The organism is Paenibacillus albidus (assembly GCF_014644435.1).
In the GTDB taxonomy this organism is placed as follows: domain Bacteria; phylum Bacillota; class Bacilli; order Paenibacillales; family Paenibacillaceae; genus Paenibacillus_AQ; species Paenibacillus_AQ albidus.
The window spans coordinates 93,513-110,294 of record NZ_BMKR01000015.1 but is presented as its reverse complement, the minus strand read 5'-3'; the positions used below and the strand labels follow the sequence as shown (position 1 = coordinate 110,294).

General features: G+C 51.9%; 12 protein-coding genes. 9 read left to right on the top strand and 3 right to left on the bottom strand.

All coding sequences use genetic code 11. From position 1 onward, the window contains the following. Positions 1–26: 26 nt before the first annotated feature. From IEY53_RS18425 to moaA, 3 genes are read left to right on the top strand one after another with little or no spacing between them, the layout of a single operon-like run. Entirely contained in the window at positions 27–407 is a 381-nt protein-coding gene (locus tag IEY53_RS18425; protein WP_189027532.1) for a response regulator transcription factor, read from the top strand. Between the two features lie 40 nt (positions 408–447). Further along, entirely contained in the window at positions 448–3,630 is a 3,183-nt protein-coding gene (locus IEY53_RS18420; RefSeq protein WP_189027530.1) for an ATP-binding protein, read from the top strand. A 21-nt stretch (positions 3,631–3,651) separates the two neighbouring features. Further along, positions 3,652–4,668: a GTP 3',8-cyclase MoaA gene (gene moaA, locus IEY53_RS18415; RefSeq protein ID WP_189027528.1), complete on the top strand. Its 1,017-nt coding sequence runs from the start codon at positions 3,652–3,654 to the stop codon at positions 4,666–4,668. A gap of 96 nt (positions 4,669–4,764) precedes the next feature. Here moaA and IEY53_RS18410 read toward each other — a convergent pair whose 3' ends face one another. Further along, positions 4,765–5,457, bottom strand: coding sequence for a DUF421 domain-containing protein (locus IEY53_RS18410; protein ID WP_189027527.1), 693 nt, complete (start codon positions 5,455–5,457; stop codon positions 4,765–4,767). 176 nt (positions 5,458–5,633) lie between these two features. On the opposite strand from IEY53_RS18410, the gene IEY53_RS18405 reads away from it, so the two are divergent. From IEY53_RS18405 to cysI, 5 genes are all read left to right on the top strand, one after another. Continuing rightward, positions 5,634–8,204 carry a winged helix-turn-helix domain-containing protein gene (locus IEY53_RS18405; RefSeq protein ID WP_189027525.1) on the top strand — a complete coding sequence of 857 codons (2,571 nt, stop codon included), beginning with the start codon at positions 5,634–5,636 and terminating at the stop codon, positions 8,202–8,204. Positions 8,205–8,225: 21 nt separating this feature from the next. Beyond that, a complete protein-coding gene (gene lspA / locus IEY53_RS18400) occupies positions 8,226–8,687 on the top strand; it encodes a signal peptidase II (RefSeq protein ID WP_189027514.1) in 462 nt (153 codons plus the stop codon). A gap of 231 nt (positions 8,688–8,918) precedes the next feature. Beyond that, a complete protein-coding gene (locus IEY53_RS18395; RefSeq protein WP_189027512.1) occupies positions 8,919–9,149 on the top strand; it encodes a hypothetical protein in 231 nt (76 codons plus the stop codon). Between the two features lie 457 nt (positions 9,150–9,606). Further along, a complete protein-coding gene (locus IEY53_RS18390; RefSeq protein WP_189027617.1) occupies positions 9,607–11,466 on the top strand; it encodes an assimilatory sulfite reductase (NADPH) flavoprotein subunit in 1,860 nt (619 codons plus the stop codon). 54 nt (positions 11,467–11,520) lie between these two features. After that, positions 11,521–13,245 carry an assimilatory sulfite reductase (NADPH) hemoprotein subunit gene (cysI, locus tag IEY53_RS18385; RefSeq protein ID WP_189027511.1) on the top strand — a complete coding sequence of 575 codons (1,725 nt, stop codon included), beginning with the start codon at positions 11,521–11,523 and terminating at the stop codon, positions 13,243–13,245. A gap of 103 nt (positions 13,246–13,348) precedes the next feature. On the opposite strand, the gene IEY53_RS18380 is transcribed toward cysI, so the two are convergent. Next, entirely contained in the window at positions 13,349–14,968 is a 1,620-nt protein-coding gene (locus tag IEY53_RS18380) for a cellulose binding domain-containing protein (protein ID WP_189027509.1), read from the bottom strand. A gap of 207 nt (positions 14,969–15,175) precedes the next feature. Here IEY53_RS18380 and map point away from each other — a divergent pair, with 207 nt between their 5' ends. After that, on the top strand, positions 15,176–15,922 hold the full coding sequence (gene map, locus IEY53_RS18375) for a type I methionyl aminopeptidase (RefSeq protein WP_189027507.1): 747 nt from the start codon (positions 15,176–15,178) through the stop codon (positions 15,920–15,922). Positions 15,923–16,024: 102 nt separating this feature from the next. Here the strand turns inward: map and IEY53_RS18370 are convergent, their stop codons facing one another. Further along, positions 16,025–16,429 carry a CBS domain-containing protein gene (locus IEY53_RS18370; RefSeq protein WP_189027505.1) on the bottom strand — a complete coding sequence of 135 codons (405 nt, stop codon included), beginning with the start codon at positions 16,427–16,429 and terminating at the stop codon, positions 16,025–16,027. Between the last annotated feature and the right edge of the window lie 353 nt (positions 16,430–16,782).

Below are 16,782 nucleotides of genomic sequence, written 5' to 3'. Positions count from 1 at the left end.
GTAGCGGAAAATGGAGGTAATATTGTATGCACAAAGTTTTGGTAGTGGATGATGAAGAAATTCTGCGGATGCTGATCGTTGATACGCTGGAGGATCTGGAAGGGGTAGAACTCCGTACCGCCGAGAATGGCCGGGATGCCCTGGACCTGCTGGCGGCTGAACGTTTCGATCTGGTGATTCTGGATTACATGATGCCGCTCATGACAGGGATTGAAGTGCTGGGCGAGCTGGGGGACGAGCTGAAACAGAAGACCGCCATTCTGATGCTGACTGCAAAAGCACAGGAGGCTGACCGCAATAAGGCGCTGGCGGCGGGAGCCCGCTTTTTTATGGCCAAGCCGTTTAGTCCTATGGAACTTATGCACGTAGTGGAGGGGATTCTCAGTGACTCGGGAAGTAACCTCTAGCCGAAGTATTAGAACAAGATTTTTCCGGACTATTGTTGTTTTGTTTGCGCTGATTATATTGTCCGGGGCGGCCTTCTTTATCTACATCCAAGCCGAGCAGACCAAGCTTGCGCAAGAGAGGGAGATCCTGCAGCACAAAACGGATACGATCAATCAACTGGCGGGAACGCTGAGCGATGTTTTTTTTCGGGCCCGAGGGTATGTTGCACTGAAGAACGATAACGAACTGAAGCTGCTGGACACGGCGCTCACTAATCTGGACAGCATACTGGACAGGTATGCCCGGCTTAATCTGTCTACGGAAGAAGCGGTGTTCAGAAAAGAGCTGCAGAACTTTTACATCGATTATAAAACCAATATCCTGCCTAAAGCTATCCGATTGGTGGAAGCCGATGATTACGCCGCGCTCAGAACCGCTGCACAGGAAGGCAGCACCCAGTCGGTCAATGAATTTCTGGCATACACCAAAACCTACAAGCTGCGGGCGGACACTGCCCTGAATGAAATGGCCAAACATTCCATCAGACTGGCCAATGAGTATACCCTGTTTTCTTTTTTGTTCGGTTCGGTCGTTCTACTGTTTTTTACTTGGCTGATCTGGCGGATCATCCGCAATCTCATCAATCCGATTGAAGAGCTGCAAGGCGCAGTGCATTCTCTGGCGGCCGGGGAGGAAATTCTGCTCGGGCAGCTGCGGAACCAAGATGAGATTGGCAGGTTGTATGACGCCTTTCTGGATATGGCCCGCAGTATTCAGGATAAGGAAGAAGAGCTGATGATGCAGAACGAAGAGCTGCAGGCCCAGCAGGATGAGCTGCAGGAGCAGCAAACCAGGCTGCAGCGTTCGTTAGCCGAGATTGAGAGTATGATGAAGGCTCTGGATCAATCTTCTGCCGTAGCCATCCTCACTCAAAAGGGAGTATTTAGCTATGCCAATGAGAATCTGAGCGCCTATACCGGATACAGCCATTCTGAAATCATCGGGTTTACGTACAGATTATTTGAATTTCAGAACGTTTCCTCGGAGCAGATTTTTGGCAAGCTGAGCACCGGCGGGGTGTGGAGCAATGAAATCCGGATGGCTCACAAAGACGGCTCAGCCGTCTGGATTCAGGCAACAATTATGCCGTATCTGAACGATGAAGGCGTCATTTATCAGTATATTCTCATCGCCAATGACATCACTTCAATGAAGAGTGTCCAGCAGGAGCTGGCCGATACCCTGAAGCACACGGAACAAACCAAGGTCATGCTGGAGCTGAACAATCAGCTGAATCATGATATTACCTATACGCTGGATAAGCAGGAATTTGCGGACAAGTTCATTCATTTTATGAACCGGCTGTATGCTTTTGATGCAAGCTTTTTCCTGCTGGTCAAAGATAACATCGTTACCGCCAAAGGTATTCCGCAAGCCACGGTTGACCGCTATCTGGAGAACGGGAACAATGAGATGCTGTACCGTCTGCAATCGGAGAGATCCTATACCGTCAAACGGCCTGCAGCTCAATCGGAGCAAGGGATTTCACCTGAACCGGTGTTCTCCTACGACTTTTACACTACGGTTGTGAATGCCAAAAATGAGATTCTGGCCGTGTTCTGCGGCAGCCGGATTGGCCATGATTTCAGCAAAGAGGAAGTCAACGAGGTAGAGGGCATGATGAACCGGGTTGCGCTGGCCATCGAGCGGCTGTTTATGTATGAAGAGATCGAGCATGGCCGCAAGCTGAACCAGGATATTGTCAACAATGTAAATGAGGGCATTCAGTTCGTTGACACTGCCGGCACCATGCTGCATATTAATAAAGCGCTTAGCCAGATGTTCAACTATGGCGAGTGGACGGATGGCAGCATGACATCCAGAGACCACTGGCTGAACCATTTCATCCAGGTGATCAATGAAACCGAAGAGATCCGCGCCTTCTATCAACAGGCCATGTCTCCGTTGTCATCGGATTCCAGCAGTATGAAGTATTCAATTCAGACGGAGCTCCTGAAGCATGTAGATGTTTATGCCATTCCGGTGTTCCGCCGGGAGATGCGCATCGGCACCTTGTTTGTCCATCGGGATATTACGAGAGAATATGAGCTTGATTTGATGAAGTCGGAGCTGGTCAGCACGGTCAGCCATGAGCTAAGAACCCCTTTGTCCAGCGTACTCGGCTTCACGGAGCTGCTTTTGTCCAAAACGATGAAGCCGGAAAAGCAGCTGAGATATTTGGAGACAATCCATAAAGAAGCCAAGCGGTTAACGGAACTCATCAATGACTTTCTGGATTTGCAGCGGATGGAATCCGGCAAGCAGCAATATATAACGGAGCACGCCAATCTGAGTGAGATCGTGATGGGCGTCATTGATCAATATAAATTAAGCAGTACACATCATGTGCTGCTGGTTGATGAGGCAAGGAATGCTGAAGTGGAAGTGGATAAAGATAAAATTATCCAGGTCATGACCAATCTGCTCAGCAATGCGATCAAGTTCTCGCCGGACAGCAATGAAGTTAAAGTGCACCTGTTCAATGAGCCCGGACAGATTGTACTGCAAATTCAGGACAGCGGACTGGGCATTCCGAAGGAACAGATCGGCCAGCTGTTCCAGAAATTCAGAAGAATTGACAACAGCGCCTCCAAACGCATAGGCGGCACGGGTCTGGGGCTGGCGATCTGCAAGGAAATTATTGCGAAGCAGAAGGGGACTATCGGCATCGATTCTGTGGAGGGGGAAGGAACGACCGTGTGGTTCAGCCTCCCGACTCGGAATGGCGACCCGGGCCGCCAGGAGGAAGACACGCTTAAATGGAATACCGATAAAGAGGTTAAACCGAATGTGATGATCGTAGAAGATGACTACAGCCTCTCACTTCTGTTATCGGAGGAGCTGAAAGGCAAAGGCTTCCGGGTAACCCATCACTATCATCCGCAAAAAGCCTTCGATCAAGCTTTGAAGACGCCATTCGTTGCTATTGTGGTCGATTTGATGCTGGGAGAGGAGCTGGACGGCTGGGATCTGATCAGCATGCTGAAGGAAGACTCCAGAACAGAAAGCATACCGATTGTGATCTCCTCAGCTCTGGACAAGTCAAATAAGATCCTGATGCAGCATAATGTTCGAAAATATTTGACCAAGCCGTATCCGCCGGGTGAACTGTCAACTACACTTCACGATATTGTAAAAGTCAGCCAGGCGAGCGGGGAAGTACTGTTCCCGGAAAGCTGCTGACCGGGAAGAAGGAGGAATACAATGACGCTGGATAAGCTGAACCGCCCCTTGAAGGATCTGCGAATTTCGGTTACTGACCGTTGCAATCTGCGCTGCGTTTATTGTATGCCCAAGGAAATTTTCGGCCCTGATTACAAGTTTCTCGGCAGGGATGACCTGCTGAGTTTTGATGAAATTGAACAGATTTGCCGCTCCTTCGCAAGCTTGGGGGGCAAGAAGCTGCGGCTTACCGGCGGCGAGCCGCTGCTGCGGGGCGGCCTGCCGCGCCTGATCGGCCGGCTGAGCCGGGTGGAGGGCATTGAAGATATTGCATTGACTACGAATGGGCTGCTGTTGCCCCGGTTTGCAAGTGACTTATATGCGGCCGGCCTGAAACGCGTTAATGTCAGTCTGGATTCACTGGACGATGCCCGGTTTGGAGCCATTAACGGCCTGGGTGTCGGGGTACAGGGAGTACTGGATGGTATGAAAGCTGCGGCGGACGCAGGGCTCCAGGTTAAAGTCAACATGGTTGTGAAGAAGTCCTCCAATGAGCAGGATATTATTCCTATGGCCAGATATTTCAAGGATACGGAGTATATTCTGAGGTTCATAGAATTTATGGATGTGGGGAACACCAACGGTTGGGATTTGAGCCAAGTGATCACCAGACAGCAGATCGTTGACATGATCGACAGCGTTATGCCGCTTACACCCATTGCGCCGCAGTATGAAGGCGAAGTTGCCGCCAGATACCGGTATACAGGAACAGACCGTGAGATCGGAATCATTTCCTCCATTACACAGAGCTTTTGTTCCAGCTGCTCCCGGGCGCGCTTGTCGGCTGACGGCTCCTTTTATACCTGCTTGTTCGCCAGCCGGGGCTTTGACCTGCGGACCTTGCTGCGGACTGATATTTCGGGTGACGAGTTGACCGAGAAACTTCGGCAAGTCTGGAACAACCGGGAAGACCGTTATTCCGACCTGCGGAGCCTGGAGGGGACGGGGCCTTCCCGTGGGGCGGTCCCCAAAATTGAGATGTCTTATATAGGCGGTTAACCGGCGCCCTGAGTATGCAACAAATAAGCTGTCTCCCAGGTAGATTATTCTACACAAAGAGACAGCTTTTCTTTATCTTTAGAACCCGGGTTGCTCTCAGCCGCTTTCCTTTTGGGCACAGGGAATAATGCATAGTTCTCCGTCCTGGTTTATTTCAGCATAGGCGATGGAACGTACATCCGGGCAGCCCTTCTCTTGCAGTTTTTGGCGCAATTCCTGTTCATTCAGGCCAAGACGCTCCAGCATGTCAGGCTGTACTTCGCCGTCTTCAACCACACTTCGCGGCAGCTGGATATCCTGCAAAGGCAACTTCAAATCTCCGCGCGTCGCCGGTTCATATTGCGGTTTTTTTAGAATACTGAGCGAGCCGTTGGTCTCATAAATGGCATACGCTACTTCATGGATGGAAAAAGTATCCTTGGCCCTAAGCATCATTCTTAATTGTTCAAAGTCAAGACTGCTCTTGCGGAGCTTGTCCACATCTACCCGGCCGTCCCGAATCAATATCTCCGGTTTGCCTTCCAGCGGAGTGCGCAGCTTGCGGATATGCTGGGTAAGTTTCTCAAATACAATAGACAGAATGGTCCAGACAGCCAGTGAAAAGATGAGTCTAAGTACAGACTGCTCCTGGTCATATATGGTATCGCCAACCAGGTCTCCCAATATGACGGCAGAAATAAAGTCAAAGGGGGTCAGAGCCGAAATTTCCTTTTTTCCGAGTAACCTTGTCATGGCCCACAGACCGGCAAAGCCGGCGATCAGCTTAATCAATATACTCCCATACTCCATACAGATCCTCCCCCTGGCACTTTCCTGTTTAAGAAGTTCTTAACCATTCCGATAATAAATATAACTTTAAGTCTGTGCTTTCCCGTTTCCTGAGGAAATAGGGGGAAGGGTTGTTTTCGGCGTGCTTTAAGGTTAGTTTATACATAGATACGTTTGAAAAGGAGCGTACCGCTGCAATGAATAATCATGTGCTGCTTAGAACCAAGATATCGCAGCCTGCATCACGCAGACAGATTGTAGACAGGCCGCAATGGCTGGGAAGAATCGCCCGGGGCATGGACTTCAGGCTGAGTGCCGTGAACGCCCCGGCCGGCAGCGGCAAAACCACGCTGCTCGGGCAATGGATTAACCGGAGTGAACATAAGGTGGCGTGGCTGTCACTGGATGAGCGGGAGAACGATTTGCGGAGATTCTGGAGATATGCGGTTTATTCGCTTTCCCAGCAGATATCCCCGGATATGGAGAACCGGCTGCTGCCGCTGGTTGCCGGCTTTGCGCCGGGGAACGTTTCGTCTTTCATCGATGTGCTGCTGAACGAGCTTTATGAGTTTAGCCGGCCGCTTGCTTTTGTGCTGGATGATTACCACGTGATTTGGAATGATGAGATTCATGTCAGCCTGGAATACATGATTGATTATTTGCCGGATTCCGTGCACCTCTTCATAGCTTCAAGGACAGAGCTTCCCTTCAAGGGATACACCAGATGGCTGGCACGAAGAGAGCTGAATGTTGTTGCAGAAGGGGGGCTGGCCTTCTCGGAGGAGGAGGCGGGCCGTCTGTGCAGGAACATCATGGGCAAGCCGTTGTCCGACCCCGTGGTGCGGATGCTGGTGCAGAAGACGGAGGGCTGGGCGGCCGGACTCCAGCTGGCGTTGATCTCCATGCAGCAGGAAGAAGACAGCGGACGGTTCATGCACGACTTCAGCGGCAGAGACCGGGGCATCACCCACTATTTGTTCCATGAGGTATTGTCCGGATTGGAAGAACCCCTGCGGCGTTTCTTACTGGATACTTCCATACTCAAGAGGCTGAATGCGGAAATCTGCGCTGAGATCACCGGGGAACGAGAGAGCAAGGCGATGCTGAGAACCCTCAAAAGCCGCGGACTGTTCCTCCTCCCGCTGGATTCGAACGAGGAGTGGTACCGTTATCATCAATTGTTCGCCGAATATTTGGAGCATGAGCTGAAGCAGCAAGCACCGGAGAGATGGAAGGCGCTGCACGGGAAGGCAAGCAGGGCTTATGCCCGTTCCGGATGGCTCGAAGAATCCATCGACCACGCGCAACGTGCCGAGGAGTATGCTTCGGCCTCGGTATTGATTAACCGTTATGTGGAAACCGCGCTTCAAAAGGGTGAGCTGGGGACGGTCCTTGTCTGGCTGGAACAGTTCCCCCAAGACTACACCTTGCCGGTCCGTCTCTCCCTGCTGCATGCGTTTATTTTTATCGGCACCGGCAACTTCACGGAAGCCGAGGACTTGCTGCAGCGTATTGAAGACACGCTGCACGGCCTGACCTCCCCGGAAGAAAGGGCGGAGGGATTAAGCGGGTTGTTTTTTGTCAAAGCCAATCTGGCCTTCTCTTCGGGGAAATTCACGGAATGGTTCCGTTTTGCGGAAACGATCCAGGCCAAATTGCCGGAGGATGCTGTATTTTTTAATTTCAATTACAATACCGGAGAGCCCTTTGTGCGCAATACCGCATTTGGTCTCAAAGGAGTCATGACGGCGTCCACCGCATCTGTGGGCACTAAGTTTATAGACATCCTCCAGAGCCATGGCTGGGGCGATTCGATGATCTGCCAGTATGTGGTGCAGTCCTTGGCGGAAGGTTATTACGAGAAAAATATGCTGAAGGAGTGCCTGTTCTGGTTGGATACGCTGGCCGAAGGCCGCAGGTACCGCCAGACGCCGGGATTGTTCGTGCCGTTCCGGCTTACGCTGGCACGGCTCAAGCTGAAGGAGGGCCAGCGCCAGACTGCCCGTGCGATTGTAGCCGAGACCCTGGACAAGATGGAACGCGGAGGCGAATTCCACTGGGTTCGCCCGCTGCGTGCGTTCACCGCTATGCTGGACGCATTGGAAGGGAAACTTCCGCAGGCTGCCGAGACTTTGCGTGCCCTGCCGGTCTCCCTAAACCACCGGGTGACACTTGAACAGTCGCTCGAATTCATGACCTTGGCCCGTGTGCTTCTGCTGCAGGGAGCCTATGAAGATGCGCTGGGTTTGCTGGCTGCTCTGCGGCTGCAGGCTGAAGAAGGGGAGCTGATTAATGTAACCATTGCCATAGCCACCCTTCAGGCCAGAGCCGAACACAGCCGTGGGCGGCTGAGGGAAGCTGCCGCTTTCCTGCGTACAGCGCTGCGGCTGGGGCTGCCCTTCGGGTATGTCCGCACATTCGCGGACGAAGGCGTACCTATCTACAGACTGCTTGAAGAGCTGTCCGTCAGCACCGGGCCCGTGGATGAAGCGATGATCGCCTATATCGCCATGCTTATGGAGGTAATGGCTGCAGAGGGGAACGCGGGGGGCAAAGAGCGGGAGGCCGGCCCGCCCGTCGTTGAGCCGCTTACACCCAAAGAACTGGAAATTCTGGATCTGCTGCGCCGGGGGGACTCCAACCAGGAAATTGCCGACGGGCTCAGCTTGACGCTGGGCACGGTTAAAGTCTATGTCAGCCGGATTTACAGCAAGCTTGGCGTGAGCTCACGGGTACAAGCTTTGCTGAAAGCTCAGGAAATTCTGTAAGCGGGAGAGAGGGGGATAAATTTGCTTTTTTATGTGATTTCCGTATTGGTCATTATGGCTGACCAGGTCTCCAAAGGGCTGGTCCGCTCCCATATGCTGGTAGGCGAGACCCTTCCGTTCTGGAACGATTACCTGACATTCACCCATTACGAGAACAGTGGGGCGGCTTTTAGTTCATTTCAGGGATATGGACGGTATTTTGTGATTATAGCGGTAGGTTTTGTTGCGGCCATTCTTTATTATCGCCGCAAAGGCGAGATCAAAGGCCGCTTGATGGAGACGGCGGCAGCTTTTCTGGCAGGCGGAGCTATAGGCAACGCCATTGACCGGTTTCTGTTTCATAAGGTTACCGATTTTCTGGTCTTTGGAAAAAGCGGCGGCATACTCAATCTGGCGGATGTCGCGATCAATCTGGGGATGCTGCTGCTCGTGGCGCACTGGATTGTGAGTCATTTCAGACAACGCAAGCCTTATCAGCTTTGAGCCGGGAGGCAGTCAGGCGCTCCGGTTGGAAGGCAAAAACTATGCCTTAGGATGAGCAGCTGCAGCGGAAAAAGCTCGACTGAAAGGCAAAAATGCCTTAGGATGGGCAGCTGTAGCGGAAACAGCTCGGCTGAAAGGCAAAAATGCCTTAGGATGGGCAGCTGTAGCGGAAACAGCTCGGCTGGAAGGCAAAATGCCTTAGGATGAGCAGCTGCAGCGGAAACAGCTCGATTGGAAGGCAAAAATGCCTTAGGATGGGCAGCTGTAGCGGAAACAGCTCGATTGGAAGGCAAAAATGGCTTAGGATGGGTAGCTGTAGCTGAAACAGCTCGATTGGAAGGCAAAAATGCCTTAGGATGGGCAGTTGTAGCTGAAACAGCTCGATTGGAAGGCAAAAATGCCTTAGGATGGGCAGCTCTAGCGAAAACAGCTCGGCTGAAAGGCAAAAATGCCTTAGGATGAGCAGCTGCAGCGGAAACAGCTCGATTGGAAGGCAAAAATGCCTTAGGATGAGTAGCTGTAGCGGAAACAGCTCGGCTGGAAGGCATTAGCTGTTCAGGCCAGTCTCCGCTGGTAAAAGAAAAGCAAATAATAGGCGCTTTTTTATCAAAATCTTTATCATTTTATCTAATACAACTTATCATTTTTTGTGATGAAGCTGCTTAAATCGGAGTGATTTACTCTGATATAAGCGGTTTTTTCGCTTTTTATCTCTATTATTGTATTAAAATACAAAAATTAGGGGTTTGCTAGTTCATTGATCGTTTTCTGTAATTATGTTAGCCTGAATCCATGACGATCTAATGCTGTCTCTCATGCTTACCGGTAAGCTCGCGGAAGCAGTGTGATCAGGATTCGGGATTGCTATCAGTTAATCTATGAAACTACTAGATTTCATGTTTAGGAGAGGTGGATATTGTTGCAACTACAGGTAACGAACAGTCCCTTTAACGAGAGCCAGATTGAGCTCCTCAACCGCCTATTGCCAACCCTGACGGAGGCGCAGCGAAATTGGATCAGCGGGTATTTCTCCGCAATCAGCACAGCTGCTGCTCAGGTTCCTGCGACTGTGCTGCCGTTGGCCGCAGCTCCGCAAGCACCGCAAGCACCGGAAGCCGCTGCTGCACCTAGCCAGCCTGTATCCCGCGAAGTCACTGTGCTGTTCGGTTCCCAGACCGGCAATTGCCAGCGGCTGGCGGCAAGCTTGTCCCGAAGGCTCGAAGAACAGGGCTTCCAGGTCACGGTATCCGCGATGAACCAATTTAAAACGAATGGGCTCAAAAAGGTGGAGAACCTGCTGATCCTGGCAAGTACACATGGTGAAGGCGAACCGCCGGATAATGCGAAGGCCTTCCATGAATTCCTCTACAGCAAACGTGCGCCTCAATTGGAGAGTCTGCGATTCTCGGTGTTGGCGCTTGGAGACACCTCTTACGAATTCTTTTGCCAGACAGGCAAGGATTTCGATCAGCGTCTGGAGGAACTTGGTGCGCAGCGCCTGAGCCCGCGTGTCGATTGCGATCTGGATTATGACGAGCAAGTTGCAGAGTGGGTGCAAAATGTCATCCAGGCTTTGAACGGCAGACTGGATGCACCAGAGATTGCCGCAGAAGCGGTGGTGGCTGCTGAAGACACCGGCATTCAGGAATCGGCCTACACCCGCAACAACCCTTTCCGCGCCGAAGTGCTGGAGAACCTGAACCTGAACGGCCGTGGATCGGACCGGGAGACACGCCATTTGGAGCTGTCCCTGGAAGGTTCAGGACTGGCTTTTGAGCCAGGGGACTCCCTCGGTGTCTACCCGGAGAACCATCCGGAGCTGGTGGGTGCCATCATTCAGGCCATGGGCTGGAACGCTGATGAACCTGTACCTCTGAATAAAAAAGGTGAAGAAGGTCCTTTGCACGAAGCCTTGAGCCATCATTATGAAATTACGGTACTGACCAAGCCGCTCCTGGAGCAGGCTGCCCCATTATCATCGAATGGCAAACTCAGCGAGCTGCTGGCCCCTGAGCGGCAGCAGGAGCTCAAAGATTATATTCAGGGCCGCGATCTGCTGGATCTGATCCAGGACTTCGGACCTTGGCAGGTTTCCGCCCGCAGCTTTGTAACGATCCTGCGCAAGCTGCCTGCCCGTCTCTATTCCATATCGAGCAGCAACAAGGCCAACCCGGATGAAGTTCATTTTACGGTCCGGGCCGTACGTTATCAGGCCCATGGACGCGAACGCTTCGGCGTCTGCTCCGTACATTGTGCGGAACGGGTGCAAGCGGGGGATACGCTGCCTATCTATATCCAGCAGAATCCGAATTTCAAGCTTCCAGCGAACCCGGCTGCTCCGGTCATTATGATCGGTCCGGGTACAGGCGTTGCTCCTTTCCGCTCCTTTCTGGAAGAAAGAGAAGAGCTGGGTGCTGATGGCAAGACTTGGCTGTTCTACGGCGACCGGCATTTTGTAACGGATTTCCTCTATCAGACGGATTGGCAGCGCATGCTGAAAGAAGGCGTACTGACCAAGCTTGACGTAGCATTCTCGCGCGATACCGAAGAGAAAGTCTACGTGCAGCACCGGATTCTGGAGAAGAGCAAGGAGCTGTACGAGTGGCTGCAGGCGGGTGCCCATATTTATGTCTGCGGCGATGAGAAGCATATGGCGCATGATGTGCATGCGGCACTCGTTACAGTGATTCAGGAAGAGGGCGGCATGAGCCCGGAAGAAGCGTCGGCTTACCTTGAGAATCTGCAGCAGGCACAGCGTTATCAACGTGACGTGTATTAAGGTACTGAGCAATAATAAATAGCAGGCGAATGATAGCGGAAGGAGATAGCAACAATGGTTAAAAAAGAAGCGGTAAAGCCCATCGGCGGACCTCCAAGCGATGTTGAGCATATTAAGATAAACAGCAATTATCTGCGGGGGGCGCTTGTTGAGACCCTGAACAATCCGATCACCGGAGGTTTGCCTGAGGATGAGAACCGGCTCCTCAAATTTCACGGCAGCTACATGCAGGATGACCGTGATCTGCGTAATGAACGGGAACGGCAGAAGCTTGAACCGGCCTTCCAGTTCATGCTGCGGATAGTAGCCCCGGGCGGTGTCGCTACACCGGCGCAGTGGCTGGTTATCGATGAGCTGGCCCATAAATACGGCAACGGCACACTGCGTGTGACGACCAGGCAAGCGTTTCAAATGCATGGCGTCCTGAAATGGAACTTGAAGAAAACGATCAAAACCATTAATGATACGCTGCTGACCACACTCGCCGCCTGCGGCGACGTGAACCGTAATGTAATGAGCAACCCGAACCCCTATCAATCGGAGGTTCACGGAGAAGTGTATGACTGGGCGCGCAAGCTTAGCGACCACCTGGCACCACGGACCAAAGCCTACCATGAAATTTGGCTGGACGGCGAGAAGGTTGTAGACACCCAGGCAACCGGGGCAGAAGTGGAACCGATTTACGGTCCGGTCTATTTACCCCGTAAATTCAAGATTGCCCTCGCCGTTCCACCGTCGAATGATGTGGATGTTTTCTCCCAGGATCTCGGATTCATTGCGATTCTGGAAGAAGGCCGGCTGATTGGCTTCAACGTGACCGTAGGCGGCGGAATGGGGATGACGCATGGCGATACCAGCACCTATCCGCAGCTGGGGCGGGTCATCGGCTTCTGCCGTCCGGAACAGATTGTGGATCTGGCGGAGAAGACGGTTACGATTCAGCGTGATTACGGCAACCGTTCCGTGCGCAAGAACGCACGGTTTAAGTACACCATTGACCGCCACGGTCTGGAATGGTTCGTCGATGAACTGCATGAGCGTCTGGGCTGGCAGCTGGAGGCGGCACGTGAATTTCATTTCGATCATAACGGAGACCGTTACGGCTGGGTGAAAGGAAGCAACGGCAAATGGAACCTCACGCTCTACGTCCAGAGCGGCCGGATTCATGATCAGGAAGGATATGCCCTGATGACGGGACTGCGTGAGATCGCGAAGCTGCATACCGGAGACTTCCGCCTGACACCAAATCAGAATGTAACGATTGCCAATATCCCGAATGCGAAGAAACGCAAGGTTGTAGAGCTTGTAGAGAAATACGGACTTACAGACGGCCAGCACTTCTCAGCGCTGCGGCGGAGTTCGATGTCCTGTGTCGCCTTGCCGACCTGCGGTCTGGCTATGGCCGAAGCCGAACGTTATATGCCTTCATTGATTGATAAGCTGGAGCTGGTTATTGATGAGGCCGGCTTGCGTGATAAAGAAATTATCATCCGTATGACAGGCTGCCCGAACGGGTGCGCGAGACCGGCACTGGGTGAAATCTCGTTCATCGGCAAGTCGCCGGGCAAATACAATATGTATATGGGCGCCGGATTTACTGGCGACCGGCTCAACAAGATCTACAAGGAGAATATCGGCGAGCAGGAAATCATCGGGACGCTTACGCCCATTCTTCACCGTTATGCCAAGGAACGGGAGCAAGGCGAACATTTTGGGGATTTCGTCATCCGTGCCGGTTATGTCACTGCTACGACGTCTGGTACCAACTTCCACAACTGAGCAGGTATGCGGAACAGGTTATCAAAATGAAAAAGGCTGTTTCTTTTTGCAGGAAATCCTGCATAAGAGACAGCCTTTTCACTATGAAGAGGGACCCTGCTGCTTAAGGGGCGATGCCCCAAACCAGCGCTCCGTTCTGATGCAAGGTCACCTGATCCCAACTGGCATAGGCGGTCTTTAACGGATCGAAAGAGAAATCATTGGCTTCATTGAAATTGCTCCAATCGCTCTTGTGGACCCGCAGCTGAATATCCCCGGTCTGGCCACCGGCCGGGATCATGCCTGCCGAAGAGGTGAAGCTCAGCTCCAGGTACGTATCGGCATTCGTTCCACTCGCAGCTGCAAAAGCCGGGGTGATCCGCTCCGCGCCCACCTGAGCCCAGTCAATGGTGGCATTCAAAGTCTGTGTGCCCTCCTTGGTGAAATAATAACGGAGCTGCAGCTCGCTCAGGTTGACGGCGGTGCTGCCGTTGTTTTTGATGTTGAAATAAGGTTTGATCTGATTATCCGCAGCATGGGTGTCTCCGGCACGATACTCTACCACCAGATTGCCGGCAGGTTCAGCCGTAGGTTGAGCCGTCGCGGTAGGTGTGGCAGTCGGCCCAGGCGTCACGGTGGGTCCAGGGGTAGTGGTGGGTGCAGGAGTGGCCGATGCTGTCGGGGAAGGTGTGGCCGTAGGCGTCGTACCTCCATCAGGCACAGGCTGATACCCGGGTGTAGTATAGATTTTGTTCAACACGGAGGTAGCCAATGTGCCGTTTACGCCGTTCACCACCTTGCTGCCCCAGGCTGTGAGTGTTCCGGCGGGGCCGGTGGCCAGGTCCAGATATTCAACGCCGCCGCCATTGCCGTACCATGACCAGGCCAGCCAGCCTACTCCTTTTTGCCGGGAATAACTCATAATGGTGTCTTCGTCCACATCGCCGCTGGTATGCCGGTCTCCAAATTCTCCGATGATGACCGGTACCCCGATGACTAAAGCGTTGTCAATATTGCTCGTGACGGTCGCCGCATTGCCGCCGGAATATTCATACATGTGGATCGAGAAAATCGTATTTTTCAGCGGATCGCTGTCAAACACTGTTTTGCCGGCGGTAAATATCGAGTTCGGATACTGCCCATAGCCAGCGGCATCGACCACAAGGGTGTTCCTGATGCCTGCGTTCCGAAGGGCCGGAATCGCTGACTGATAGCCGCTGGACCAGGTGTCTGTATTCCAGGAACCATACCATTCATTGGCGATATTGACGATGACCCGGTCTTCCTTGCCAATCAGGGCATCCTTGATACTGATCCAGTAGTTGACAGCAGCATTTAGATCGGATGGATGATCCGACCCGGTTGCATCATGCACTTCAAGCATGGCGGTAAGCTTATATTGATCGCAGAGGGCAAGAATGGCTTGAACCTCGGACAGTGTGTCCTGTGACCAGCGGCTGCCGTTCGAAAGTACAATCCGCACGGTATTTGAGCCAGTGGCGGCAATGGCGGGGATGGCGGCGGTAAGATCATTTTTGTACCAGGTATGAGCATGGTTGACTCCCCGCATGATAAAAGGGCTGCCGGTAGCGTCCATTAGATTGGTTCCGCTTACATAAAAACCCTTGACAGGTACAGCTGCAGCCTCGGCTTGCTGGCTGGGCCAGGCAAAAGTACTGATCAGAACCAGAATGGCCACCATCAGGCTCATTCTCCGAAACGTGAAGCAGAGCGTATTCCTCATCTTCAACTTCCTCCTCTGTTCGATTTGGATGTTTCTGAAGTCCGGGTGTATTCTGCTGAAGAAGATTCGCTACAAAAATGTAAATACCTTCTTTTTATGGATGCAAAATCAATAAAATCGGAACAGGCAGCAAAAAATTTGGATTTTTGCAGTTTTTCTTTCATAATATAAGAGCAGAACGATTATATCAGATGAAGAGGCGAATTTATGATTATTATCAAGACCCACGAAGAAATTGAAAAAATGCGTGCGGCCGGCAAAATACTTGCAGAATGCCATCGGCAAATCGAACAGCTGATTCAGCCGGGGATCACGACCTGGGAAATTGACGAATTTGCAGAGAAATTCATATTATCTCAAGGCGCAACTCCTGAACAAAAAGGGTATCACGGGTATCCTTATGCGACTTGCGCATCTGTGAACGATGTGATCTGCCACGGATTTCCGAAGAAGGAGAAACTCAAAGAAGGTGATATTGTCACCATTGACATGGTGGTTAACCTGAACGGGTGGCTGGCGGATTCAGCCTGGTCATACGGGGTGGGGACGATCAGTGAAGAAGCGTCGAAGCTCTTGCTGACTACAAAGGAATCGTTGTTCCTCGGGATTGAGCAGGCGGTGGCAGGGAATCGGATCGGCGATGTGGCCCATGCGATTCAAGTCTATGCGGAGTCCAAAGGATACGGTGTGGTCCGTGATTTCATCGGGCACGGGATTGGTTCCGACATGCATGAAGCACCCGAGGTTCCGCATTATGGTCCTGCCGGCAAAGGGCCGCGCCTCAAAGAAGGCATGGTCTTTACGATTGAGCCGATGCTGAACACCGGAAGCCACCGGACGAAGGTGGATCAGGACGGGTGGACGGCCAGGACGATCGATGGCGGACTATCTGCACAATATGAGCATACTTTGGCTATAACCGCGGATGGACCGGTCATTCTGACTGAGCTGTAAACATCTTTTGGCATGACACAGGGGCTGTCTCCCTGACAGATCTGTCGATTCATTCGATAGACCTGCGGGAGACAGCCCCTTATTTCTTGGGGAATAACGCTTTCAATCCATAATGTTACGGGTGTAATATTCAATGATATCCTTGCGGCGGATAATTCCGATAAACAGGCCTTCGGCGTCCACGACAGGTACAAAATTCTGGTCTGCAGCGAGGGTCAGCATATCCTCCATCTGTGCTTTGATAAACACACTTTCATTATGCACATGCTTCTGGATCTCGCTTACCGGAACTTCAGCCATCTTCTCGAAAGTCAAATCCGGCGTTTGTCTCAGCTTCCACAATAAGTCTCCCTCCGATAGAGTTCCTACATATTTACCCTCGGTATCAATAATCGGAATGGCTGTGTAATGATGCTGCTCGAGCTGCTCCAAGGCTTCAAGCATGGACATGGAGGAGGTGATGTAAGCAACCTGGTACTTTGGCAATAAAAAAGAAGAGATTTCCATCGGTAAGTCTCCTTTACTGTAGAATGGTGGCTATATAGATTGAACCTGAAAATATAAGAAGATCGGGACAGTGACGGAGGGGGATTTTGGAACTGGAGGAGCGGTAGCGCCCGCCCGAAAGCTTTCCGCAGGAAAGCTCGCATCGTAAGCATAAGCTGCCCTGCAGATTTCAACCGTTAAGGGCGGTAATAATAAAGAAATCTGCAGACGGGCAGCGGCCGGAAGTCCAAACATTCACCGTAGTCACGTTCCAATCCCAATCAGAAAAATTATAAGTTCAATCTATATATGACTTTAACTATAACATATTGTTTGTGATTCTCTGATTTTATTGACCCCTAGTAAATAATCCA